The 24,829-nt window shown below is 45.8% G+C and carries 22 protein-coding genes; 11 read left to right on the top strand and 11 right to left on the bottom strand.

The window, feature by feature from the left end; translation table 11 throughout:
• The first annotated feature begins 286 nt into the window (after nucleotides 1-286).
• Both AC3RV5_RS07070 and AC3RV5_RS07065 read left to right on the top strand, forming a co-directional pair.
• Nucleotides 287-2,452, top strand: a complete 2,166-nt coding sequence (locus tag AC3RV5_RS07070; protein ID WP_489731246.1) for a prolyl oligopeptidase family serine peptidase — start codon at nucleotides 287-289, stop codon at nucleotides 2,450-2,452.
• 199 nt (nucleotides 2,453-2,651) lie between these two features.
• Entirely contained in the window at nucleotides 2,652-3,254 is a 603-nt protein-coding gene (locus AC3RV5_RS07065) for a DUF4202 domain-containing protein (RefSeq protein WP_489731245.1), read from the top strand.
• Between the two features lie 123 nt (nucleotides 3,255-3,377).
• On the opposite strand, the gene AC3RV5_RS07060 is transcribed toward AC3RV5_RS07065, so the two are convergent.
• Complete coding sequence (locus AC3RV5_RS07060; protein WP_489731244.1) at nucleotides 3,378-4,316, bottom strand: AEC family transporter; 939 nt, start codon at nucleotides 4,314-4,316, stop codon at nucleotides 3,378-3,380.
• Nucleotides 4,317-4,599: 283 nt separating this feature from the next.
• On the opposite strand from AC3RV5_RS07060, the gene AC3RV5_RS07055 reads away from it, so the two are divergent.
• From AC3RV5_RS07055 to AC3RV5_RS07040, 4 genes are all read left to right on the top strand, one after another.
• A complete protein-coding gene (locus AC3RV5_RS07055; RefSeq protein ID WP_489731243.1) occupies nucleotides 4,600-5,694 on the top strand; it encodes a zinc-binding metallopeptidase family protein in 1,095 nt (364 codons plus the stop codon).
• 147 nt (nucleotides 5,695-5,841) lie between these two features.
• Entirely contained in the window at nucleotides 5,842-7,296 is a 1,455-nt protein-coding gene (locus AC3RV5_RS07050) for a circularly permuted type 2 ATP-grasp protein (protein WP_489731242.1), read from the top strand.
• The gene (locus tag AC3RV5_RS07045) at nucleotides 7,293-8,219 is read left to right on the top strand and encodes an alpha-E domain-containing protein (RefSeq protein ID WP_489731241.1); all 927 of its coding nucleotides are present in this window, start codon (nucleotides 7,293-7,295) and stop codon (nucleotides 8,217-8,219) included. Before AC3RV5_RS07050 ends, AC3RV5_RS07045 begins: the two co-directional genes overlap by 4 nt.
• Nucleotides 8,220-8,253: 34 nt before the next feature.
• Nucleotides 8,254-8,679 carry a GFA family protein gene (locus tag AC3RV5_RS07040; protein ID WP_489731240.1) on the top strand — a complete coding sequence of 142 codons (426 nt, stop codon included), beginning with the start codon at nucleotides 8,254-8,256 and terminating at the stop codon, nucleotides 8,677-8,679.
• A 97-nt stretch (nucleotides 8,680-8,776) separates the two neighbouring features.
• Here AC3RV5_RS07040 and AC3RV5_RS07035 read toward each other — a convergent pair whose 3' ends face one another.
• From AC3RV5_RS07035 to AC3RV5_RS07005, 7 genes are all read right to left on the bottom strand, one after another.
• Nucleotides 8,777-9,886: a HupE/UreJ family protein gene (locus AC3RV5_RS07035; RefSeq protein WP_489731239.1), complete on the bottom strand. Its 1,110-nt coding sequence runs from the start codon at nucleotides 9,884-9,886 to the stop codon at nucleotides 8,777-8,779.
• A gap of 27 nt (nucleotides 9,887-9,913) precedes the next feature.
• Complete coding sequence (locus tag AC3RV5_RS07030; protein WP_489731238.1) at nucleotides 9,914-10,990, bottom strand: tetratricopeptide repeat protein; 1,077 nt, start codon at nucleotides 10,988-10,990, stop codon at nucleotides 9,914-9,916.
• Nucleotides 10,991-11,039: 49 nt separating this feature from the next.
• Nucleotides 11,040-11,588, bottom strand: coding sequence for an Ig-like domain-containing protein (locus AC3RV5_RS07025; RefSeq protein WP_489732111.1), 549 nt, complete (start codon nucleotides 11,586-11,588; stop codon nucleotides 11,040-11,042).
• Nucleotides 11,589-11,599: 11 nt separating this feature from the next.
• On the bottom strand, nucleotides 11,600-13,171 hold the full coding sequence (locus AC3RV5_RS07020) for a DUF4331 domain-containing protein (RefSeq protein WP_489732110.1): 1,572 nt from the start codon (nucleotides 13,169-13,171) through the stop codon (nucleotides 11,600-11,602).
• A gap of 157 nt (nucleotides 13,172-13,328) precedes the next feature.
• Nucleotides 13,329-14,033: an anti-sigma factor gene (locus tag AC3RV5_RS07015; protein WP_489731237.1), complete on the bottom strand. Its 705-nt coding sequence runs from the start codon at nucleotides 14,031-14,033 to the stop codon at nucleotides 13,329-13,331.
• Nucleotides 14,030-14,560, bottom strand: coding sequence for a sigma-70 family RNA polymerase sigma factor (locus tag AC3RV5_RS07010; protein ID WP_489731236.1), 531 nt, complete (start codon nucleotides 14,558-14,560; stop codon nucleotides 14,030-14,032). Before AC3RV5_RS07010 ends, AC3RV5_RS07015 begins: the two co-directional genes overlap by 4 nt.
• 432 nt (nucleotides 14,561-14,992) lie before the next feature.
• Nucleotides 14,993-15,664 carry an FMN-dependent NADH-azoreductase gene (locus AC3RV5_RS07005; RefSeq protein ID WP_489731235.1) on the bottom strand — a complete coding sequence of 224 codons (672 nt, stop codon included), beginning with the start codon at nucleotides 15,662-15,664 and terminating at the stop codon, nucleotides 14,993-14,995.
• Nucleotides 15,665-15,753: 89 nt separating this feature from the next.
• Here AC3RV5_RS07005 and AC3RV5_RS07000 point away from each other — a divergent pair, with 89 nt between their 5' ends.
• The 3 genes from AC3RV5_RS07000 to AC3RV5_RS06990 all read left to right on the top strand — a co-directional run bounded on the left by AC3RV5_RS07000 (nucleotide 15,754) and on the right by AC3RV5_RS06990 (nucleotide 19,194).
• The gene (locus AC3RV5_RS07000; RefSeq protein WP_489731234.1) at nucleotides 15,754-16,671 is read left to right on the top strand and encodes a LysR substrate-binding domain-containing protein; all 918 of its coding nucleotides are present in this window, start codon (nucleotides 15,754-15,756) and stop codon (nucleotides 16,669-16,671) included.
• Nucleotides 16,672-17,061: 390 nt separating this feature from the next.
• Nucleotides 17,062-17,604, top strand: coding sequence for a PH domain-containing protein (locus tag AC3RV5_RS06995; protein WP_489731233.1), 543 nt, complete (start codon nucleotides 17,062-17,064; stop codon nucleotides 17,602-17,604).
• Nucleotides 17,605-17,649: 45 nt separating this feature from the next.
• Nucleotides 17,650-19,194: a PH domain-containing protein gene (locus AC3RV5_RS06990; RefSeq protein ID WP_489731232.1), complete on the top strand. Its 1,545-nt coding sequence runs from the start codon at nucleotides 17,650-17,652 to the stop codon at nucleotides 19,192-19,194.
• Between the two features lie 357 nt (nucleotides 19,195-19,551).
• Here AC3RV5_RS06990 and fadR read toward each other — a convergent pair whose 3' ends face one another.
• A complete protein-coding gene (fadR, locus tag AC3RV5_RS06985; protein ID WP_489731231.1) occupies nucleotides 19,552-20,262 on the bottom strand; it encodes a fatty acid metabolism transcriptional regulator FadR in 711 nt (236 codons plus the stop codon).
• 247 nt (nucleotides 20,263-20,509) lie between these two features.
• Between fadR and nhaB the strand changes: the two genes are divergently transcribed.
• Both nhaB and dsbB read left to right on the top strand, forming a co-directional pair.
• Nucleotides 20,510-22,090, top strand: coding sequence for a sodium/proton antiporter NhaB (gene nhaB, locus AC3RV5_RS06980; protein WP_489731230.1), 1,581 nt, complete (start codon nucleotides 20,510-20,512; stop codon nucleotides 22,088-22,090).
• Nucleotides 22,091-22,171: 81 nt separating this feature from the next.
• Nucleotides 22,172-22,687, top strand: coding sequence for a disulfide bond formation protein DsbB (dsbB, locus tag AC3RV5_RS06975; RefSeq protein ID WP_489732109.1), 516 nt, complete (start codon nucleotides 22,172-22,174; stop codon nucleotides 22,685-22,687).
• Nucleotides 22,688-22,741: 54 nt separating this feature from the next.
• On the opposite strand, the gene ctlX is transcribed toward dsbB, so the two are convergent.
• Both ctlX and ocd read right to left on the bottom strand, forming a co-directional pair.
• Nucleotides 22,742-23,674 carry a citrulline utilization hydrolase CtlX gene (gene ctlX / locus AC3RV5_RS06970; RefSeq protein WP_489731229.1) on the bottom strand — a complete coding sequence of 311 codons (933 nt, stop codon included), beginning with the start codon at nucleotides 23,672-23,674 and terminating at the stop codon, nucleotides 22,742-22,744.
• A complete protein-coding gene (ocd, locus tag AC3RV5_RS06965) occupies nucleotides 23,671-24,747 on the bottom strand; it encodes an ornithine cyclodeaminase (protein WP_489731228.1) in 1,077 nt (358 codons plus the stop codon). Before ocd ends, ctlX begins: the two co-directional genes overlap by 4 nt.
• Between the last annotated feature and the right edge of the window lie 82 nt (nucleotides 24,748-24,829).

Genomic DNA, 24,829 nt, shown 5'->3' with positions numbered 1-24,829 from the left:
GTTAGTCTAGTCTCGGTAGAAAAAGCCAGATAAACCAAGGTGCCTTCCCAGGAGCTCATCAGACGTCATACCAGTATGGTACAAAAAAACCTCACAACATGTTAGTCAAATGTTATCTTCAAACTAATTACTGTTTAAAATCAATAGAATGAGCTCGATATGTACAATATTCAGCAATCTTAATCAACTCGCTTTTGCACAGGCAGGTAAGATGAAAATCGTTCTGAATGATGTACTATGCTCGCGTATAAACATTCGAAATAGAATTAGCCTTTCAAGGAAATTTATGCAACGTAGAATAATGGCCTGGGGAATAAGTGCGTTGCTGCTAGGATGCACTGCTAGCAGCCTGGCGCACGCATCCAATACTATCGATAACAATAAGAGTACACTGTTGAATAAGATGAATATGAGCTACCCACTAACCCGCAAGGGTGAGGTGACTGACACCTATTTTGGTAACAAAGTCGCTGATCCTTACCGCTGGCTAGAAGACGACATGAGCGAAGAAACGGCACAGTGGGTAAAAGCGCAAAATGACCTGACCCACAAATACCTTGAGCAAATACCCTTTCGTGACACCCTCAAACAGCGCCTCACAACTCTACTTAATTATGAGAAAGTTAGTGCCCCGTTTAAAGAAGGTAAATACCACTATTTTTATAAAAATGACGGCCTGCAAAACCAGGATGTGCTTTATCGCCAACTGGGTGAGGCCGCCCAAGAAGTGTTTCTCGATCCCAACACCTTTAGTCAAGATGGCACCACCTCCCTGGCTGATGTCAGCTTTTCAAAAGACGGCAGTCTGGTTACCTATCTGATTTCAGAAGGTGGCAGTGACTGGCGCAAGGCCATCACCATAGACGTCGAAACCAAACAACCGGTCACGGTAACCTTGCGGGACATAAAATTCAGCAACATTTCCTGGTTAGGTAATCAAGGCTTCTATTATTCTAGCTATGACAAACCAGAAGGTAGCGAACTGTCGGCAAAAACCGATCAGCATAAATTGTACTTTCATCGCCTAGGTAGCAAGCAGAGTGAAGATCAGTTAATTTTTGGTGGCAGTGAAGCCCAAAAAAACCGCTACGTAAGTGGCACGGTAACCGAAGATAATCGCTATTTGCTGATCGATGCGGCGCTATCCACCTCAGGTAACAAACTGTATATCAAAGACTTAGAGAACGCTGATAACGCCTTGGTGACTATATTGGCTGACACCCGTTCAGATACCTATTTGCTCGACAATTACGGCAGTAAGTTGTTATTAGTCACCAACTTGGATGCGCCCAACAATCGGGTGGTGGCGGTCGATGCCAACCAACCCCAGGTTGAACATTGGCAAGACTTTGTTGCCCAAACCGAGCATGTATTGGAAGTATCCACTGGCGGTGGCTATATTTTTGCCGGCTATATGGTGGATGCTATCTCCAAAGTCCAGCAGCTAAGCAGCGAGGGCAAAATAATCCGCGAACTGAGTTTACCCGGTGTTGGCACAGCCGATGGCTTTGAGGGTAAAAAAGATCAGACCAGCTTGTACTACAGCTTCACCAATTACAAAACGCCTAGCACCATATTCAAACTGGACGTTAACAGCGGGCAGTCCTCGGTGTACCGCAAATCTAAAGCACCTTTTGACGACGATGCCTATGTCTCTAAACAGGTGTTTTATACCTCCAAAGATGGTACTCGGGTACCGATGATTATCACCCATAAAAAAGACTTGAAACTGGATGGTAGCAACCCGACTATGCTCTATGGTTACGGCGGCTTTAATGTCAGCTTGCAACCAAGTTTTAGCAGTACCAACGCTGCTTGGTTAGAGCAAGGTGGCGTATACGCTGTGCCTAATATTCGAGGAGGCGGTGAGTATGGCAAAGCCTGGCACAACGCAGGCACAAAGTTGCAAAAACAAAATGTGTTTGATGATTTTATCGCAGCAGCCGAGTATTTAATCGCGCAAAACTATACTAACCCGCAGCGTCTGGCGATCCGCGGTGGTTCAAATGGCGGCTTATTAGTAGCGGCCGTTATGTTACAACGCCCGGAGTTATACAAAGTCGCCCTGCCGGCAGTTGGGGTGTTAGACATGCTGCGTTATCACACCTTTACTGCGGGTGCCGGTTGGGCTTACGATTACGGAACAGCTGATGACAGCAAACAGATGTCTGATTACCTATTAACTTACTCACCTGTGCAAAATGTGCGAGAGGGGGTGAACTACCCGGCGACCCTTATTACCACTGGGGATCATGACGATCGCGTGGTACCCGCCCATTCGTTTAAGTTTGCCGCCCAGCTGCAAGCCAAACACACTGGCCCCAACCCGATGTTAATTCGCATAGAAACCAATGCCGGGCACGGTGCAGGAACGCCCATCAGCAAAACCATAGAGCAATACGCCGACATCTTCGGTTTCACCCTGTACAATATGGGTCTGACCGCCAAATAAGTATTGCCCTGGCAAAAAGGCCAGATGATTTCATCATCTGGCCTTTTTCTAGACCCTTGGACTGACCGGTCCTAAAATCCCCTCAACACTATGGCAAAGCGATTAGCGGCAAAAAAGCTGCTACCCCTTTTAGATCTGACACTGCTACTATGCAGACTCGATCAGGTGATCAAATTGGCCCCGCATTTGGAGAAAGAACATGACTCAACAGGCATACGAGCTCGCCGTCTCACTGATAGATAACGCCAACAGCCAGGACCCAAACACTGAACAATCCGACGGTAAAAAATGGCCAAAGGAATTGCTTTATGGTTACCACATGGCAAACATGTTGGAGCGCTACCAACCGGAAGCCGATCATGTGGTCAAACTGGCGATCCGTGGTCAGCATATTCAGCGTTGGAAATCACCCCGTAGTGACTACCCAATGACACGTCAGGGTTATCACAAGTGGCGCAGTGATCTCTATATATTTCATGCTGACAAAGTGGCGGCGTTGATGGATCAAGCGGGTTTTAGTCAAGCCGAAATTTCTCGTGCCAAACAGGCCGTGGCGAAAGTGGGGATCAAAAGCAATCCAGACACACAACTACTGGAAGATGTGGTCGGTCTGGTCTTTATCGAACACTATATGTTGGAATTTGCCGTCAAACACCCTGAATACAGCGAACAAAAGTGGCTGGATATCATCCGCAAAACCTGGCATAAAATGTCGGCCCAAGCCCATAAGTTTGTTCTAGCTGGACACATCAGTATACCCGAATCTCTTGCCCCATTGATCCACAAAGCCGTGCAAAACTGACCCTAAGTGCCAAAGGCATGGCTCAGGACACCGTTAGCTAAAATCATTAGAATTACATGGCAGCGGCGAATGAGTCTAACCAACAAACAAGCCGTTTCAAGGATGAAGTGTATATCCCCTAACTCACAGCCAGTGCAAATAACGTAATAAAAACAAACCTGCGGTTGAGGTTAACATCGAAAACAAGGTACTGCCGGCGATAATAGCGGCGGTGAGATGATGATCACCGCCTATACTACGCACCATAGGATAGGCCGCAGCGGCCGTGGGCGCAGCCATCATCATATACAATACACCAAGTTCCTCGTTACGTAAGCCGCATGTATACCCAGCAACGGTTACCACCAGCGGGATCAACACTATTTTGCTGCCAATGGCCAGATATAACAATTTTGAGGAATGGAATTCTTGCCAGCGGATCGAAGCTCCAGCACATAGCAGCGCAAGGGGCAGCGTCATGCGCGCTAAATACTCACCGGTATCGAATACCACGGTGGGCAGGGTAACCGGCATGAGTGCAACCAGGATCGCCAGCACAATGGCGATCGCCAAGGGATTAGTCAGCACACTCAATGCTACCAATTTCACCGATACCACGGCAGATTGATGGTAATAAAGGGTGATAATGGAATACACATTGTACAAGATTGCAATGGCAGCCAAATACATTGACGCCAAAGCCAGGGCCGATTGGCCAAAAGCATTAACCGACAAGGCCAATCCGATAATCGCCATATTTCCGCGACAAGCCCCCTGGGCAAAGGCTCCTCTGGCCCCTTGTTGTTCAATACTCAAGGCCAACCAATTGAACAGCAAAAACACCAGCGTGCTGGCAATAGCCGCAAATAACAGCAGGAACACCGGTACCTCAACTCCCAGTTCAGTATTGGCAATATTGACAAATAACAAACAAGGCAACGTTAGATTAAACACCAACTTGGAGCCGATTATGGCAAATTCTTCGTTGATCCAGTCTATGCGTTTAAGCACTATTCCCAATACAATAATAATGCTAATGGGCAGGGTTACCTCCACGGCAAACAGCAATGATTGGAATAACATGTTTGGAGTACTTCTAGGTTGGTTCACCCGTTACGCATTCATAGGCACAGGTTTGGGGCGAAAATAGTCGATATAGCCAGAGTAAAATGTATTACCTGCCCGTGCAACTCTGGGCGTGATGTTAGGGAATATTATTCACTGACATTGGGGGTAAACAAGTCTGGTGCACCCATATATTGCGCGCAATAAATATGTGTTTGTTCGGATATTGCTTCAATAGTTAAATTAGCCCATGATGATCTGCTATATTCAAGTTCAATTTTTATCACTAAGGAATGTTTGTTTGAAGACGTTTTTTTGTCAATGCGGGAACACTTTACATTATGCCAACAGCAAATGTGTATCCTGTAATTTATTACTAGGTTTTATACCTGAAGATCAACAACTTAGTGCTTTTACAAAAAATCGCAACGGCCAGTTGCAAGCATCCAGCAACGGTTTGTTATATAAGCAATGTAAAAACTATTCCCAGTACGACGTGTGTAACTGGATGGTGCCTATCCAAGATAGCCATGAGTTGTGCCTGTCCTGTCGTCTGACGGAAACTATACCTAATCTGGCTGACGAGCAAAACATCAAACTGTGGTTTCGTATGGAACAAGCAAAAAGACGGTTACTCTATACTTTGCTCAAACTAAATTTGCCGGTCACCGATCGGGCAACTGATCCTCAATCGGGTTTGGGGTTTGCCTTTTTAGAAGATCAAGTTGAAGACGAATACGGCAATGAACTGACGGTCAAAAACTTTGTAACCACTGGCCACGACTCGGGTCTGATTACCATCAATCTAAATGAAGCGGATTCGACTTCGCGGATCCAGATGCGTGAACAAATGCAAGAACGCTATCGCACCCTTGTGGGCCATTTCCGGCATGAATCCGGCCACTATTTTTGGGATCGCCTGATCAAAAATTCTCCAAGATTGGATGAGTTTCGAAAGTTGTTTGGCGATGATCGACTTAATTACGCCCACGCCATGCACGAATATTACCAGGATGGTCCCTCGCCAAGTTGGCAAAACGTGTGGATCAGTGCATACGCCAGCATGCACCCATGGGAAGATTGGGCCGAGACTTGGGCCCACTATTTACACATGGTCGATACCCTTGAAACCGCCAGCGATTTTGACTTTAGTGTATCCGGTAACAAGGTGGCCAACCCATTAGTGACAAGCAAGGATCACGATCAGGTTTATACCGCTACCAGCTTTACCCATTTATTTAATGACTGGTGCCGCTTGACGGCAGTGCTTAACGCTTTAAATCGCAGCATGGGGCTAGACGACGCTTACCCCTTTGTTATTTCGATCACCGCTTTGGACAAGCTACGTTTTGTGCACGAAACCATAACTGAAAGCTTTATTGATACAGGGTGGTAATAGCCAAAGTCATGAGACTCATGGCCCTGACAGCACGCCAATGGTGCAAAAAACTCCCTTGTGTTTTGCCAAAATCAGGAAATAATACAGTACAACAGTGATATTTTACGTATAGTAATAGCCTACAAATCAACCGATAAGGTATTTATGGCTATTAAGTGGAACAGTTACGATGTTGCCAACTTTCACGACGAGCTTGTTGAAGTCAAAGGGACGCCCAGGCCTTATGCCGGCGATCTGTGTGATTATTTAGCCGCCCTGTCCGACAAGGAAATCATAGAATACAAAGGCGCTGCAGATTCAGCCATTCATGTTATGGGCATCACCTTTCGAGTGTATAACGATGAAGAAGGCTCAATCGACCGCGCCTGGCCCTTTGATATCGTGCCCCGCCTGATTGACAAAAAAGAATGGCAAATCATCGAAGTGGGCCTCAAACAGCGCGTCAAAGCTCTGAATATGTTTATCGATGATTTATACAATGATCAATCTATTATCAAGGATGGGGTATTCCCCGCCGAGTTGCTGGAAAAATCTAAAAACTTCTTGCCCCAATGTACAGGTGTTAGTCCACCTCTTGGTATTTGGGCACATATTTGTGGCTCCGATTTGGTCAGGGACAATCAAGGGATAGTTTATGTGCTGGAAGACAACTTAAGGGTGCCATCCGGGGTATCTTACATGTTGGAAAACCGCCTGGTAATGAAACGAGTCTTCCCCGAGATGTTTGAAAAATATAGCATTTTACCCATAGATGACTACCCCTCCCAGCTGTATGACATGTTGGCGCAAATGTCTCCAAGAGACATTGAAGAGCCCGAGATAGTGGTGCTCACCCCGGGCATCTATAACTCAGCGTATTTTGAACATGCTTATCTTGCCCAGCAGATGGGCGCAGAATTAGTTGAGGGTAGCGATTTGGTGGTGCAAGACGACGACATTGTTTATATGCGTACCATTGAGGGTTTGTCCAGGGTAGATGTGATCTACCGGCGCATCGATGATGAGTTTTTGGATCCTGAAGTATTTAACCCGGACTCGGCTTTAGGTGTGCCCGGCTTGATGCGAGCCTGGAAAGCCGGCAATGTGGCGCTGACCAATGCACCAGGCTCAGGGGTGGCCGACGATAAAGTGGTCTACGCCTATGTGCCCGCTATCATCAAATACTATCTGGGTGAAGAAGCCCTTATCCCCAATGTACCAACGTATAAATGTCACGATGCAAAAGAGCGGCAATACGTGCTGGAAAATATTGAAAAAATGGTGGTCAAACCGGCCAACGAATCCGGCGGCTACGGCATGTTGATCGGTCCTCACTCTTCACCAGAGGAACATGAGGCTTTCAGGCAACTGATCACGGCCGATCCCAGGAATTATGTGGCCCAGCCGATGCTTATTTTATCCACAGCCCCCACCCTGTTTGATACCGAAGTCGAACCCCGCCACCTTGATTTACGACCCTTTATTTTAAGTGGCAAAGACGTCACTGTCACCGCTGGGGGTTTAACCCGAGTGGCGATGCGTAAAGGTTCAACCGTGGTCAACTCGTCACAAGGTGGCGGTAGTAAAGATACCTGGATCGTTGATATGGAGTCATTATGAGCATGCTTTCAAGGGTTGCCAGCACCATCTACTGGAATGCACGTTATCTTGAGCGGGCAGAAAATACTGCACGTTTGATCAATGTCAACTCACACTTGTTACTGGACTTACCCCGCAGCGTTGTTTTAGGCTGGGAGCCCATAGTCGATATTTTGTCTAATCGAGATTTGTTTTACGCCTTGCACGAGCAGGCCACCGAACACGCAGTGGTGAGTTTTATCGTGACTGAAAAAGCCAATCCAAGTTCGATTATCAGCTCCCTTAGCGCGGCTCGCGAAAACGCCCGTACCATACGAGAAATCATTCCCCGTGAAGCTTGGGAGCAAATTAATACCCTCTATCTGTTTGCCACAGAAAATCAGCATGACGTATTTTCGCGGCGCCAGCGTTATAATTATTTAAACAAAATCATTTTAGCTAACCAAACCATAACAGGTATGTTGGCGGGCACTATGACCCATGATGATGGCTACGAGTTTTTATGCATCGGCCGTAATATCGAACGCGCCGACATGACAACCCGGATCATCGATGTCCGCTCTGCGTCTCTGTTACCTGACATGGAGCATGAGCAGTCAGCTTTTGACAATATTCAGTGGATGAGCGTTTTAAAATCCCTGACCGCTTACCAAATGTATCGCCGGGAAGTCCGTTTGCGTATCAATCGTCGTGATGTATTAAAGTTTTTACTGCAAGAAGAGCATTTCCCCCGCTCTTTGGTGCATGCCTTAAAAGCGGTGGAGCGTGGATTGGAGGTGTTACCGCGTAACCATGACATCACCAAGGCGTTACAGCATGCACATCAAACATTGATGTCAGCTAAACCCGAAGCGCTAAAACAAGACAAATTACACGAATTTATCGATTTGATGCAAATCGAGCTGGATAATTTGCATGACAGTATCAGTCATACTTATTTTTAGTGAAGGTTTTGAGGTTGATTGAAGAGCAACAGCGATGTCGCAAACAGACGAAAAGGTAGCTAGCTGCCTATGTGGTAGTGTAAAAATACGGGTTGGGGAGCTTAATCCCCAATTCACTGTTTGCCATTGTGATATGTGCAGAACGTGGGGAGGCGGACCGTTTTTTGCCATGCAATGTGGCACCAAGGTAACTTTTGAAGACCCTGAAAAGGTTAAAGAATATGATTCTTCACCTTGGGCCTCCCGGGGTTTTTGCACCAACTGTGGTACGCATTTATTCTATCGCCTGAAAAAAACTGGCCACTACAATATGCCAGTGGGGTTATTTTCTGAGCTAGAAAACTTGCAGATGAATATGCAGTACTTTAGTGACAAACGACCAAATTATTATTGTTTTTCCAACCAAACTGTAGAAATGACAGAGGCAGAAATACTCGCTTATTTTGCAGCAGAAGTTTAGTCAACCAGTCCTTGATCGGTCAAACTGCATGTTTGCTGGCTATATAACCGCCTTGGGATTAGTCATTCGACTATTATCGCTTACAGCTAGACTTAAGTTACCAACGTTCGATACTCCATTGCACCGCCATCAGCGCGATTAACAACGAACCCAGGGGCATCACTCCTCGACTATACAAACGGGTATTACGCATAAAGATCAGCAGCGGTAACAAAATGGCCAATATGCCCAGTTGGCCGATTTCAACCCCAAGGTTAAAGGCTAAAATACTTAATAACTGCTGGTCTGCGGGCAATCCCAACTCACCTAATACGCCAGCAAACCCCATGCCGTGTAACAAACCAAAGGCAAAGGTTAACCAGCCCAAACGCAATACCAAAGGCCAGAGATTATTCAATGCGGCAAATAATACGGAAAGCGCGATCCCCAACTCCACCCAGCGGCTACTGGGATTAACCCAGCCCATGGCGGTTGCCGTTAGCGTAATAGAATGCGCCAGGGTAAACGCGCTAATGATCCAGACCGTATTGGTTAAGATCGTTTTGATACTGGAGATGGCTTGCCATTTTTGATCTTTACGCAGCAATACCGCCGGCAACAGTAAAGCCAACAGAAACAGAATATGATCGATGCCTATCCAAATATGAATAACGCCCTGATACACAAATTGCTTGAAGGTGGTAAACCAACTGCCTTTGCGTAAATCCAGGTTTATCTGGCGGGTATCGGCATCTAATACAAAACTATGGCTAGTTTGACCATCACCGATATTCAGCACCACCTCGTGACTACTATCCAAAGAAAATATAGCGCTATAGGTTAACAATAAGGCGCCATCAAGGGCACATTGGGCTGAAAAATCGGTAACCGCAAAGGCTTCATTGGCATGATCCTGAAGACGATCCATGGCCGAAAAATGTAGATTACAAGGTAGGCCACCACGGCTTATGATCAAGTTTTCAGCCAGATAAGTGGCTATGTCTGGCTGGCGGCTTTTTACTTCTCCCCAGGTTAACTGACCGTTTGTGTCCACATCCAGGCCCACGGCTAATTCTAAATCAGCCAAACCTAATTGCCATTCACCGCTGATGCGGCCCGTATCGTCCATTTGAGCAATAATGTAACTGGTGCTCAATTGGTGAGCGGCAACGGTATTGCTCAATACACATAACAATGCCACAGCCCATGCCCTTAACCACAAATGCATAATTTTTCTCTTATTTAACTGCTAACATTAAGTCTTGTTAGGATCAGTGGCTGTTTTTGCAGGAGCGTATTGTACGTTCATTGCTCTGCGGAGCAAGCGCTCATCCGGGCCCAATTTGGCCTGCTGCCAATTTATTTTTGCCCAATACAATGCTTGCTCAGGTGCAGGTTCAATGTCCAAGTAATACCGAGCAATATCTGCCGCATGGGCAGTATCATTGCGCTGCAGGCGTATTTCAATGCGTTGGGCGAGTCGGGTTTTCCAGACACGGGTCGGTGAACTTGCTGCCTGTTCCGCCAGTGCCAGGCGCAACAATAACGCATCATCAAAACTATCACTGCGTTGTACTATCGGTCCGAGCGTATCTAACACAACTTGCCCCTGCTGTTCATCTAACTGAATATCTGCCCATAGCGCCAGAAAACTCACCGGTGCTTGTGCTAATGGATAACCGGCTAGATGATCTAAAGCCTGTTGCGGGAGTTGTTGACGCTGGGCCAGGTCAGCTAAAATTTGTTTTACCCATAACGTCTGGTCGACCGGCATTTGTCCGGCCATCTTGACTACAGCTTGTAATTGCTCATAACTATCTTCAACCTGCCCTTGCTCAGCACTTACTTCAAGCGCACAGGTGGCACTGATAACTAAACTACCTTGCCCTAGCAACTGCAAACAGGCACGCTTGGCGGCGACCAGTTCGCCCTGAACTAAATGGATGTTGGCCTTCATTAACCAGGCTGAAGTATTATTGGGTTGGCGTTGTACTATTTCATTTAGGATTTGTTGAGCTTGGCTAAATTGGTGGTAATACTGGAGCACTGTGGCCTGATAATATTTCAGTTGCAGATCATCAGGATCAGTGGCTAACAAGGGTTTGAGTAAAGCGCTGGCACGTCCATAATAACGACTGGCCAGACCGGGCAAACTGGCATCGTTTAATAATTGCGCAATAAAAATTTTGGGCTGTTGTGCGTCTTTGGGAACTGTCCAGCTGGCGACGATGCTTTGATCCGACTGGGGGACATAACTTTGTGCCTTAAGCGAGACTGACATAGAACTCAATCCGTACAACATCATGGTGCTGATAAAACCTAATGTCCGCATATTTTTCCTCCCTAAAAGGGCGCCTTCCCTGGCGCAGTCAAACTCGGTTCTACTGTGGAATCAAGTCGTCGTATGCTGCAGGATCCTCGACATCCTGAGTGAAGACTCGACCGTTTACGGCCAACGGCTCATCACCAGGTTGCTGGCTAAAGGCCGCACGACTATAACTGGCAAAAGACACTTCCAGCGCTTCTATAGTAATGTTAACCATGCCAGCAACAGCAGGATTGAACCCGTCAGTCACCATATAGGTAAAGCTGTCGCTACCTGTTACCTCGGCATTAGGCTGGTAGGTGAACTCCCCATTGTCGTCAACCGCGACCACACCCAACATCGCCTGTTGATCTAGGCTAAAGGTCAGACTGTCACCATTTTCGTCAGTGGCACTTAACATATCGGTGATCGGAGTCTCTGTTTGAGTCGTCAAATCCACTGTTACCGTCGTGGGTGCAACGTTTTTCTCATCGTTTTTCTCATCATCGTTATCAAATAAATTACAGCCTGAGAGCACCATAGTTGCACCAAGACCTAAAGCTAACACCTTAAGCTGACGGCATGCATTTTTATGTGCAGATATATTTCGATTGCTAATTTGCATCATCTTGCTCCTTATTCAGAACCCGGAAGGGGCATAGCTAAGTATGGGAAACTAGTATCCATCATGCTTGCATCACTAGGTGCACCATCGGTGAAGGGCACATTACCCACACTTGCCTGCTCTGGTGTACATAAACCCAGATCAGTATCCGTTCCGTTTACCGGGACTGGATAACACAAACGTCCCATTACTACACGTAACGCGATATCCACCACGTCATCACCTGGTCGGCGACCGTTGGGGAAACCCGCTAAATCATCGCCAGCCACACCAAATGCTGACTGCATGTCAGCAGCAACGGCGGCAATACCTGTATTTAGGCGCAACATTTCAGAAGCGGTAACAGTCGACTGCTGATTGACGTCAGGAAAACCGGTTAAAAAGGCCGCCACTAAATCCGCTCGCGGAAAATTAGTCGGTGCCAAGGTTGCGATATCGGTACTTAAGGTGGTATTGACCGCATCTTTAAACAATATGTTTAGCAACTCGGGCAAGGTTGGGTGCGTAACATAATCGGCAAATTGACCGTCATCGCTAGGATGTGAACTAGAAAACTTATCTTTGTCCGCCAAGCCTATTACCAGCTCGTTGACCAGAGGGGCACCTAAACGAGAAACCTGGGTTAACGCGCCGCCGTTCACTTCGGTGTTATCGAAGCTAGCATTGGGGTTCAATATACGGGCTTGGGGCAAACTTGCGGTGGTCCAGCTGCCAATAACACCATTACCGCCGCCAGTTAAACAACTCTTGGGCACCTCGATGGCAATACTGGTGACATTTTTATCCGCCAAGTCATCGTTGTCTGCAGATTGGGTAATACCACCGGGGAAACCACCGGCATCAGCTGCTCCTGGTGCGCTGTCCCCTTCCACTGGTACAAAGTTAACTAAGTCGAATACTTTACCCAGATTAACGGTGAATGCGTCTTTACGCTGGCCCACAAATACTTTTGCCGGGGTTTCACAACCGGGGATCGCTGCTGAGTAAACAAAGCTATTAGCATATTCGGCATATTGCTCGGCGCTGGTAAAGGTTTTGTTACCGATATAATCCAGTGGTTTGCCAAAGGTGGTACCGCCAGAAGTGCTATTGGTGACATCGACACTGGTGCCGGTACGCATGGGGCCGGAGATCATTTTTACGCTGTAGCTTTCACTGAAATTCGCTGCACTTTGATCCGCCGCACTAATACCACCGACATTTTTAAGCGGCACACCCACAGATTTCTGTGCGCCTTCTGGGCCCACCATGAGGGCCACACCAGCATTTTCGTTACCTAACATCTGACTGAAATTAAAAGCAAAGGTGATATCTTCAATTGCATCACCATCACTGTCTATGTGGATAGCATAAGTAGCAGCGGGATCCATGGCAAAATAGTTGGGGCCGCCGTAGGCATCCTGTAGAGGAATATAATTGGCGATCAGGGTGACATAATCGCCACGGCCTTCTTCATAACTGTTGAATGCGTAAAAATCCGTTGAATCTACTGTTGGCATACGCGTAACGTTGGGTGCTTCACGATGGCTTGACGCTGAAGCAGCTTGAGACAAAGTGACACTGATTATTGCCGAGGCAATCATCGTTAATTTACATTTTTGCATGACGTTTCCTTTTTTGCTTTTTGAAAGTTCATCTAGTTAAACGCATGAGAGCAAAGATTGGATGCAACAAATGTGAAAAAAAAGCGAAACTTTTGTTTCGCTTTTTAACGTTATGCTTTTAGCTTGGCTAAATTAACTAAAGAATAACCAGTTCAGAGGTATATAACACTGTGGTTGGCGAGCCGCTGGGCGAACCGCCAAGGGGCTCTAAACTCACCGCTAGGGCGGCAATCTCAATTTGATCAAACAGTTGAGGTTTGTTCAAAGCCAGCTTGCCGCTTTTGGGTAACAACCCTAAAGATATGGGTGCCCGACCATCTGCCGCCACTATCCATAATTCATAATCAGCGTCGGCCTTGGCCACTAGCTGTTTAGTCGCTTGTACCTCAATATTGTCTGGACCAATTGCTATCGCCCATAACAACTCGGTTTGTTCATTGTTGACCAGGGCGAGTTGTTGAACATCAGGAGCAGGAGTGGGAGTGGGTTCAAGGCTGAATAACAATACCGCCAGTACCACGGCGGCCGCTGAGGCCAAACCTGCAAGGCCTTGCCACATCCTGGGCTTGGCGCTGGTAATCCTCACCACGTTATCTTTAGCTGGCTCAGCCACAAAACCCAGCTGCTGTTCAATGCGCTGCCACACAACCGCGTCTGGCGTCACGGGTGGAATTTTTTGTCCTAAGCCATTTAAGTATTGCTCCCAGGTTTGGGTTGCGTCACTGATCAGCGGATATTGCATCATCAATTTTTGAAAACGCTGGCGGGCTGGACCACGTAAAGTACCTAGTACGTACTGAGCAGCCAAGGCATTTTTGAGGCTTTCAGATTGATAATTCATGCGCTTAAACACCTCTGCAAGCTCATAAGACCACGTCTTATCCAGCTTTTAATTGTGCCCAACGGAATATTTAGGTGTTTGACAACCTCCTGATGGGACAAGCCATTGAAGTAGGCCAAATGAATCGCCTGGCGCTGCTGGAGATCCAACTCTTTTAAGCATTTGTCCAACAACAATTGCTCTGCTTCACTTGTTTGATCCGTTGGCTCAAGATCGAAGGTATCCTTATCAGCTAATTCATCTTCTTTTCGAATTTTGTGATAGCGCAACATATCCAACGCCCGATATCGCACTATGCTTACCATCCAGGTTAATACTGTGCCCTTACCCACTCGATATTCCGATGCGTTATGCCAAATACGCACATAGGCTTCTTGTAAGGCTTCTTCGGCTAATTCTTTGCGGGTTAACATTTTTAGACTGACCGCATACAGCTGTTTACTAGTGGCCTGGTAAAGCTGGGAAAACGCCTGTTTATCGCCTTGAGCGGTGGCACCAAGTAACGCTAGATGCTGTTCATGTTCCATAATTTATTGCTCTTGTTTTAAGGGAAATTTATTTAGATAGATAGTATACCAAACGAGCCCTAAGGCGAATTGGATGCAGATTTATCCTAACAACCGGTGATTTCAATGATAAAGACCAGCATAAGGCAATGGCTGTGGATCACAGCCCTCGTCAATAAGTGAGCCTTTATTCTAGAGGAAGGGTTACATGAATTATTAGTCACTGCATGGAGCGACAGACAACCTTTTAGTACGGTTCCTTTTTTCTTTTATGAAACTGTTTAGCCTTTAATTTATATCTGGAAAAAAATTATCACATGGTTTTCAATAGTAAGCGTCTGGGGCTCGATAAAGCCTGATTACTGCTGTTTATTTTACACTACTGACCAATCCAGACAAAAATGAAATTATTCAATTTGAGAAAAGCAAAAGCGGCATTTTCTATAATAAGCGTTAGGCATCCTTTCTACTGAGCCTTTCAACCAGATCTACAATTTCGGCATACGCATTATTACGTGATTCTTGATGCCGTTGATCACCAAACTCTTGGTATTCAGAGCGAATTTCATAAAACTTTTCGATACCTAGATATTGACTGACCACTTCAATATGGGGACCTAAATGATTCATTTTTTCCCTGATCCCCCCAGCCTGAAAGCCAAATTCACCAGAGGATGTAATAAGTATCATCGTTTTTCCTGATGGGATAGGTTCCAATGGAAAGTCACCTCGACTCAAATCGAAGGTGAATGTTTTATTCACTCTTATGACTTGATCGAACCAGGCTTTTAGTACAGCAGGCATACCATAGTTATACATCGGTGTTGACAGTAAAATAATATCAGCACTAACCACTTCATCGATTAATTCATCGGATAGAGCAAGCAAAGCATTTTGCTCTGGAGTTCGTTGTGCATCTTGCGTAAATACCGCCGTGATCCATGCTTGATTAATAAAATCGGGGGGATTTGCACCGAGATCCCTATAGATAATTTTTGTATTGCTCATTTTCTTTTCCCATAACTTTCTAAAGTCATAGGCAAGCCCTCTGGATATAGATTGATGACTTCTTTTCGATTGACACAAGGTGCGTGCACTTGTATCTAGGTGAAGTATTGTTGCCATAAAATTTCCTTAGTCTTCAGTTCATTTGATTACAATCGCAGTGATACTGGGTTGAAATTGACTTAGTGACAAACGATAGTTACTCTCCCATGAATGAGATAAATTCATCTATGGGAGTTGTGATGTATTCTCAATTACCGCAATTAAACAGTATTCGAGTGTTTGATTCGGCAGCCAGGCTTTCAAGCTTTAAAGCCGCAGCTCTGGAACTAAATGTTACTGCAACAGCTGTTTCGCACCAAATACGAGCTTTGGAGAAAAAACTAGGAACGCTGCTTTTTGAAAGAAAAACGCGCGCGATCAGCTTAACTACTGAGGGAGAGCTACTTGCCCGAGTAGCAAATAACTCGTTGCAACAAATTTCTGATGTTATTCAAGAAATATCAAATCAACAATCCGTTCTCACGGTAAGCACAACGGCATCTTTTGCTGCGCAGTGCTTAGTGCCTAATCTTGAAAGTTTTCACCAGCACAACAGTGGAATTAAGGTGGTAATTAAGACAAGCGAAGGACTTGACGATCTATTAAAAGACAGACGAATAGATGTAGCGATCCGATATGGGCAATTTGATAGAAATATCGAGCACTCGACAAAACTCGTAACTGAGTGCTTTGGTATGTTTGCGACTAAACAATATTTGCAAACTTACTCGAATATTGAGGAGGCAACTTTGCTTGAAGCTGTATGGAAAAATTCTGGTTTGCGGCCAATAACATGGAAACAATATTTTCAGAATAAAAATACTAATATTGAAACATTACGTATTCGGTCATATGACCAAGAGCATCATGTTATCCAAGCGGCTTTAGCTGGCCAAGGGGTCGCTCTTGTTAGTGAGTTATTGGTTAAAACGGCCTTGGGGCAAGGATGGTTGGAAAAACATCCTAAGGGTGGAACACTAGAAGGATTGACGTACTATATGTTGACCTCAGTTCATCGTGAAAGCAGTCCAAAAGTGAAAATTTTCCGTCAGTGGCTGTTAGATGAATTTGCTAGAGATGTTTAATAAACGAGAATAGGTCGCGAGCTTTTTCCGCTACTTGATCCTGTTGTTGGACAATCCCGTTTGGAGCGGTTTCTGCTTCTATGCTAGATATGTCGATAGATGACTGAAGACAAGTAAGCCGTGGTGGTGTATCGCCTTTTTTTTTTAAAGCAAGTTTAGCTGTGAGCGCTTACTCACCACCCTAGGAATGGGATCTAACATATTTACAATTGCATTATATTTGAACGACACTATAGCCAAAATCATTGGCATTGCATGGCGGAGGCAAAGTGATTGGGGCGAGTGAGTACAGCCAACAAACAGGCAGTTTCAAGGATGAAGGGGGTACATACCTGTCATCTATGTGCGAATTTATGCAACGAATCAAACGTCAACCTCTTAGGGTCAAGCATGGCAGATACACCTTTTTCCAACGAAGCTATCACAGCGCAACAACTGCCTGATATTCAAGATATATCACCGCAAGCCCTATCTGAAAAATATGCGCCAGTAAACCGCCTGGTTAACCTGATGAGTACGTTAATCCTGGTGTTGCTGGCGTGCGCTGTATATTTTCAACCATGGATCAAACTACCTGAGAACCTGGACTCTACCCTACCCTTTATCATCTGGGGCTCAGCTGTGATTGGTTTACTGAATGCAGTGTATTCCAGCCTCGCTGATGTGCGTAAAACGTATTCCCTGCGGGAATTGGATTTGAATTACTCATCGGGGCTTTTTTTTCGCAAAATTATCAGCCAACCCATTACCCGCATACAACATATTGAGCTTAAACGTGGACCGATTGAACGCTGTGTCGGTTTAGCTTCTTTGCAGGTATTTAGTGCAGGCGGTGCGACCCATACCTTTGAAATCCCAGGCCTTGCGGTAGATACAGCACAAAAATTACGGCACTTTATTTTGCGACACAAAGATGTGGCCTTGTATGGGTAAGATTATATATCCAAATGATCTCACAACAACGGATCCAGAGGTAACATGGGTATAGCCTCGCCACAACCAGCCGCAGCGAATGATCAACAGTGGCAGTGTTTGCCACCCATTGCCATTGTCTATTTTGCGATCAGTACCATTGAATCGATGATCGGTAATATTGTGTATTTACTTCCCGCCATCGTCATCGGCTATTCGCGCATCAGTGAAAACCCCCAGTTTTGGCTACCTATTATAGCGGCCTTGCTTGGCCTACTCGGGCTGTTCGCGGTGTTAAACTTTCGAGTTTATCGCTACCGAGTGACGGAAAATAACATAGAAATACGGTCAGGGATCTTTAAAAAGAAACATCTAAATCTGCCCTTTAACCGCATTCAAAATGTCAAAATCGAACAGCCCGTTTACTATCGCCTGACAGGTTTCGCCTGTTTACAGCTTGATACCGCAGGCTCGGCAGCCCAAGAAGCTAAAGTGGTGGCCCTACCACTTGCATTTGCCGAGCAATTAAAGCAACAAATATTGAGTCAGGCGAAGGAGCTAACCCCGCAGATTGAGGGAGCAGAAATTACTGAGCCAGAGCAACCTGAAGAGCGTATTCTCAATCGGAGAAGCCTGGCAGATTTAGTGGTACATGGCATAAGCAGTAACCGTATTTGGATTTTTCTTGGCGCTCTGGCGCCCTTTTTCGACAATATGGCAAATCAAACAGGATCATGGTTTGCCAGTATAGGCCTTGATTTCAAAGGCTTATTTAGCCTTGAGAGCCTCTCACTTTGGAAAATCGGGCTGTACACACTGTCGTTGGGCTTGCTGGTTATGCTGGTGCTGGTCAGCTTGTCGGTGATTGGCTCGATTATTACCTTCTACGGTTATACCTTAAGTAAGCTGGATGATCGTTACATTCGTCGCAGCGGTTTGTTTACCAAGCACGAAGTGAACATGCGTTTAAGTCGTCTGCAAATGATCGTACGTCAGCAAGACTGGCTGGATATGTTACTTAAACGTATCAACCTTAAATTCGAACAAAGCAACGACAATCTCAGCCACCCAGACCCATCCACCCAAAACGGTAAAATCGTAGTCCCCTCGATAAATACCGAGCAATCTGAGCAACTTATCCGCGATGCTTACCCTGACAACCAGCTCGATAAGATCGAGTTTGTGCCCATTAGTAAACATTTTATGTTGCGCTATATAGGATATTATTTGCTACCAGCATGGCTTATTAGCAGCGCGTTTGCCCTGCAAAATAACAATGCCAGTTTGGCACTCTGGTTATCGCTGGCCCTGGTATGTTTGTCTGCATTGATTGTGCTGCGTTGGAAGCGCTGGGCTTATGCCCATGATCAAGGCTATGTTTATCTGAGAAAGGGATTCGTTGGCGTCGATTACTACTGTTTTCCCGCTTACAAAATACAGCAAACTCAGTTCAAACAAAGCCTGCTAATGAAAAGACGGCGGCTTGCCAGCGTCAAACTTATCCTCGCCTCAGGCAGTATTACCATGCCGCTTATTGATGAGGACTCTGCCTACCAACTGCTTAATAAATGCTTATACAAAGTGGAATCGAGTCAACAGTCCTGGATGTAGTAGTTTTATTTTAGTGCCTTAGATGATTAAGACCGAATTTAAAAGACATATATGTACCTAATGATGTTTTAGTGTTTAATCATCGAGTAACCAAGCTGAGCGAGCTTTGTTTAGCTTGGTGCTGTGGCGCAAAGGCAATTACGCCGTATGGCCCCATCGAGGGCAATAATTTGCCAACGCCCTTATAAACCGCTTATCCACGGGCAATAACAGCACATAACTGAAGAAAGGTTGCGAGACTGATGATGTACGACAATGAAATACATCAAAGTAGATTGAGAAATATATTTTCCAAGTAGGAAGATTAGTGACCAATACTGTGCTGGCCACTATTTTTTATGCAGTTAAGACTCCTAGCTAGTCCACCAGGCCTTTGGGCATGTCGTCTCTTAGCTCTTGCCAGATTTTACCGCTTTCGATGCCATATCGACGGATCACTAAAGGTACCTGTTCATAATCACCGATCTTGGCCAGCTCTAGCAGCTTTTGATAATAGCCCTGCGTCAGGCTACGGGACTTCGCTTTTGAAAAATAATACCCACCGATCCGCGAATATAGGCCTCTGAAGCCGTTCATCATCAACACATAAACCGGATTGCCCGAAGCAAATGCCAGGTCATGGTTTAATTGATAGTCTTGTGCCGCAAATGCCGTACCGTCTTCTGGGATATGTACGTATCCTTCAAGTATTTCTACGGCTTTTTGTGCATTATTACGGATCGCACCGCGAATAAATACCGCACTGAGGTTAGTTCGAGCCGCCAGGAGATGGTCAACCAACTCTGGTATGCCTTCTTCGTCCAGGCGCGCCAGCGTTTCTAGAATATTCAGACCAGAGGTTTCCCAGAAATTATTTACCTTGGTCGGCTTGCCGTGCTGAATAGTCAGCCACCCGTCCCGGGCCAAACGTTGCAAGACTTCTCGCAAGGTCGTGCGTGTTACCCCAATTAATTCCGAAAGCTCACGTTCAGCAGGAAGAATTGTTCCCGGAGGAAAGCGACCACTCCAGATGGATTCGACTATGTATTCTTCGGCAAATCCTGCAGGACTCTGTGCCTTATAAATCATTCATTCACTCGCTAGGTTATAAGTTGTCATTCGACTTGCAACTGATTGTACCAGATGATTTTTGCTGGGAACAACGAATCTTTAACAAGATGTTAAGTATTATGCAAATCGTAATATAGACGTTGTATGCTACCCGCCTCCATTTTGTCAGTTAAATGTTATTAAGCATGCGATTTTCCTTGCATTTTTGAGTCACAAAACTTACAAAGTAGTTATAAAAGCTAGAAAATTTTAAAGGTTTTAATCTATGCAACAATCCATCACTCAAGCACTCTATACGAACTTTTTGGGCCATGCCCCTGGTTGGTATAAAAAAGCCATAGTCGCTTTCCTAATAATCAATCCCCTGTTGTTTCTATTAGACCCGTATTTAGCGGGCTGGGCATTGGTATTAGAGTTTATTTTCACCTTGGCTATGGCCCTTAAATGTTATCCGCTGCAACCAGGGGGCTTGTTATTAATTGAAGCCTTATTCATCGGCATGACCACGCCTGGACACATGCAACACGAAATTGTGGTCAATATCGAGGTCGTGCTGCTACTGGTATTTATGGTTGCCGGCATTTACTTTATGAAAGATTTGCTGCTGCTGTTGTTTACTAAGTTGTTGCTGAAACTGAAAAACAAGGCAATGTTGTCGATTGCCTTTGCCGCCGCATCTGCGTTTTTATCCGCGTTTCTGGATGCCCTGACTGTGGTGGCGGTGATCATCGCCGTGGGTATGGGGTTTTATTCCATATACCACAAGGTGGCATCGGGTAAAGACTATTTGGCCGATCACGACCATAGCAGCGATGACAACGTCGATTCACTTAAACGTCAAGATCTGGAAGACTTCCGCGCCTTTTTACGTAATTTGATGATGCATGCCGCTGTGGGTACCGCGCTAGGTGGTGTAATGACCATGGTCGGCGAGCCGCAAAACTTAATCATTGCCGATAAAGCTGGCTGGAGTTTTGTTGAATTTTTTACCCGTATGGCACCGGTGACTATTCCGGTATTTTTCTTCGGACTCATGACAACCTATGTATTAGAAAGGTTTAGCTTATTTAGTTACGGGGCCAAACTGCCTGAGGTAGTACGCGACATCTTAACCGCCTTTAGCAAACATCAAAACGACGCCCATACTCCCCAAGATAAAGCCAAATTGTGGGTCCAGGGCTTAATTGCCGTATGGTTGGTGGTAGGCTTGGCCGGTCACTTTGCTGCTGTGGGTTTAATCGGGTTATCGATTATTGTGTTAACCACGTCGTTAAACGGCGTAATCGAAGAGCACTCCTTGGGTAAGGCGTTTGAAGAAGCCCTACCTTTCACTGCGCTACTATGTGTGTTTTTTGGCATAGTAGCGGTGATCATCGATCAAGGCTTGTTTACCCCGGTGATCGATTGGGTATTGACCTTTGAAGGTCGCACCCAACTGGTAATGTTTTACTTAGCCAACGGGGCGTTATCCATGGTCAGTGATAACGTGTTTGTCGGCTCGGTTTATATCACCGAAGTCACCGCGGCTCTCAACAGTGGGGCGATAACCCGAGATCAATTTGACTTGCTGGCGGTTGCCATTAATACCGGTACCAACCTGCCAAGTGTCGCCACTCCAAATGGTCAGGCAGCCTTCTTGTTCTTGTTAACCTCTGCAATTGCCCCGCTCTTAAGGCTGTCTTACGGCACGATGGTGTATATGGCAATACCGTACACTATAGTGTTGACTATAGTGGGTTTAGCGGGCACCTATTTCGGTTTGACCGATCTGACCGCTTGGCTTTATGATATGCAGTTGATTGGGCATCACAGTGGAGTAGCCCCAGCCGTTCCTGTCGCGCACTAATTACCAGCCCTTGAACAAGCACCTCAAAAGAGGTGCTTTTTATTGTTTTATCGTTAGATATTGAGAGTAACAATGAACGCCTTGCATTACCTGTCCAATTTGTCTACCTATCGCTGGCCCTGGGGGCTTTTGTTGATTACAACCTTGAGCCTAGAGATTTGCGCCCTATATTTTCAATACGCTCTTGAGCTTCGACCCTGCATTATGTGTATTTATCAGCGTACAGCGGTGTTTGGCATTATGCTCGCTTGCATACCGGTGTGGATAACCAACACGATGCTAACGCGTTTGATTGCTTTTGTAGGTTGGGGCGTTTCGGCGATTTGGGGGTTCTTAATCGCTTTGGAACATGTGGATATTCAGGGTGCTAGCAATTCCTTTTTCGCAACCTGTGAAATCGTACCAAACTTCCCATCCTGGTTGCCCCTGCATGAATGGTTGCCTAACCTGTTCGCAGCCACTGGCGACTGTGGCGACATAAACTGGTCATTTTTGCAGTTGAGCATGCCCCAGTGGATGATGGTTATTTTTGCCATCTACTCAGTAATTTGGTTGGTAGTAGTATCTAGTCGGCTCATGATAAAACGCGCTATTTAGCGCGTTATTAGCCGCGCGTCCCTAACCATTATTTTAGTGACGCCGCTGGTCAATTTACACTTTACGGGCGGCAAGATGCACGCCTGCCAACATACAGCGAATTGAGCCTCCTGCCGTCTCAATGGCTGACACGTCTAGTGGCACTAACGTTAGGCTCTTTTCTAGTTGAGCACATTGTTTGGCCGTCAACGCCTGAAATGCTCTATGGGATAACGCCAATAAACGTTGGCTATCACTTTGTAGCTCTAACGCGTTGCCGCAAAATTCAGCAATCTGTAATGGGGATAGAGATATAACTTCTCGTCCTGACTCTTCAAAGCGTGCAATAATTTCATGCCTACGAACAGCATCGGTGGTCATATCAGTGCCCAACAACACAAAGTCCGTGCCAATACACATCAAAACGTTGGTGTGATAAACGGCTACGCCATTGGCGTCTTTGGCATCAAACAACATTGGCTCATAATTAAAGTGACTACAGAAGCGTTCTAAAGCCAGGGGATTAGTTCTATTTGATTGCACTGCGTAGGCAACCCGTTCGATATGGTCCAAGACCATTGCCCCCGTCCCTTCTAAATATAGCTGGTCCTGCTCAAGCCCTGAATAGTCAACCACATCCTGTACCCGGTATTCATGTTTGAGCATATCGATAATGTCACTGCGCCGCTCTTTACGCCGATTGGCCGCATACATTGGATAAATTGCGATGTGTCCGCCGCTGTGGGTTGAAAACCAGTTATTAGGGAACACTGAATCCGGTGTTTGTGAATCCTCATCTTCAAATATATGCACACGGATGCCATAAGCTTCCAGGGTTTTGGCCGCCGCGGTGACTTGCTCATATGCTTTATAATCTAGTGCCTCAGTTGCAGTTGTAGTCGCTAGAGACTGAAATGCATTGTCGCCTTGGGTTTGTGGATTGGCATAAAAATGATGGGGACGGATCATAATCACTGCCGCCGGAGCCTGAGGATTACGTTTTTTCATAAACTAACAGCCTTCAAAGCGGTAGCTGGTTGGCTGTCAAACAAGCCAAATAGATTGGGCGGATCATCAGGTGTGGCGATAAGTTCCAGCTCGTTGACTGTCATATATTGCGCCATCAGTTGGTGTACATAACGCAAAGCCGAGAAATCTTCTATCGCAAAACCTACCCCGTCAAAAATAGTCACTTGGTCACTTGACGTGCGTCCGGGTAACTGCCCATTGATGACCTTGTGCATCTGAACAACAGGGAAGTCAGCGGGCAATTGTTGAATATCCCCTTCAACCCGGGTTTGCTCTTCATATTCGACAAATACCTCGCCACGCAATAACAACTTTTTATCAATTTCAGTTTTGCCCGGGCAATCGCCCCCAATCGCATTGATTTGCACTGCACCCGTGATCATTTTGTCTGACAAAATCGTTGCGTTGCGTTTGTCCGCAGTACAGGTAGTAATAATATCTGCCCCTACAATTGCGGCTTCGGGAGAGAGGCAAATCGTGACTTCGAAACCCTGTTTTACCAGATTTGCATAGCATTTTTGGCTCGCATTTACGTCTACATCAAAAAGGCGGATCTTCTTAATGCCTAACAAGGCACGAAAGGCAAACGCCTGAAACTCAGATTGCGCGCCATTGCCGATCAGCGCCATACATTGGCGACGGGCCGGCGCTAAATAGGTTGCCATTAATGCTGAGGTAGCGCCGGTACGCAGAGCCGTCAGCAAGGTCATTTCTGACAATAAAACCGGGTAACCTGATTCAACCTTAGCCAATACACCAAAGGCAGTCACTGTTTGTAGCCCCTTTTGGGTGTTTTTTGGGTGACCATTTACACACTTAAAACTAAAACGCTGACCATCACTGGTAGGCATAAGTTCAATCACACCCTGGGCAGAATGAGCAGCAAAACGTGGTGACTTGTCGAAGCATGCCCAGCGCTTAAAATCATCTTTGATGTATTGTGCTAACCCTTTGATAAAAGGCTCTATCCCCACCTTAGTTACTAAATCGAGCATATCTTGAACACTTAAAAATGCCACTTGAGATACCTGTTGTTGTTTTACCAGTTGCATAACTTCAACCCTTTGAATTCATCGGACAACCATGGTAAATGCCTAATCCGTCAGTTTAAATGTCAAAAAACTGCAATTTATG

It is taken from the genome of Paraglaciecola sp. IT1134, assembly GCF_058068185.1.
Note: the sequence above shows the minus strand (reverse complement) of the source record. Positions and strands in the feature narration are given on the sequence as shown.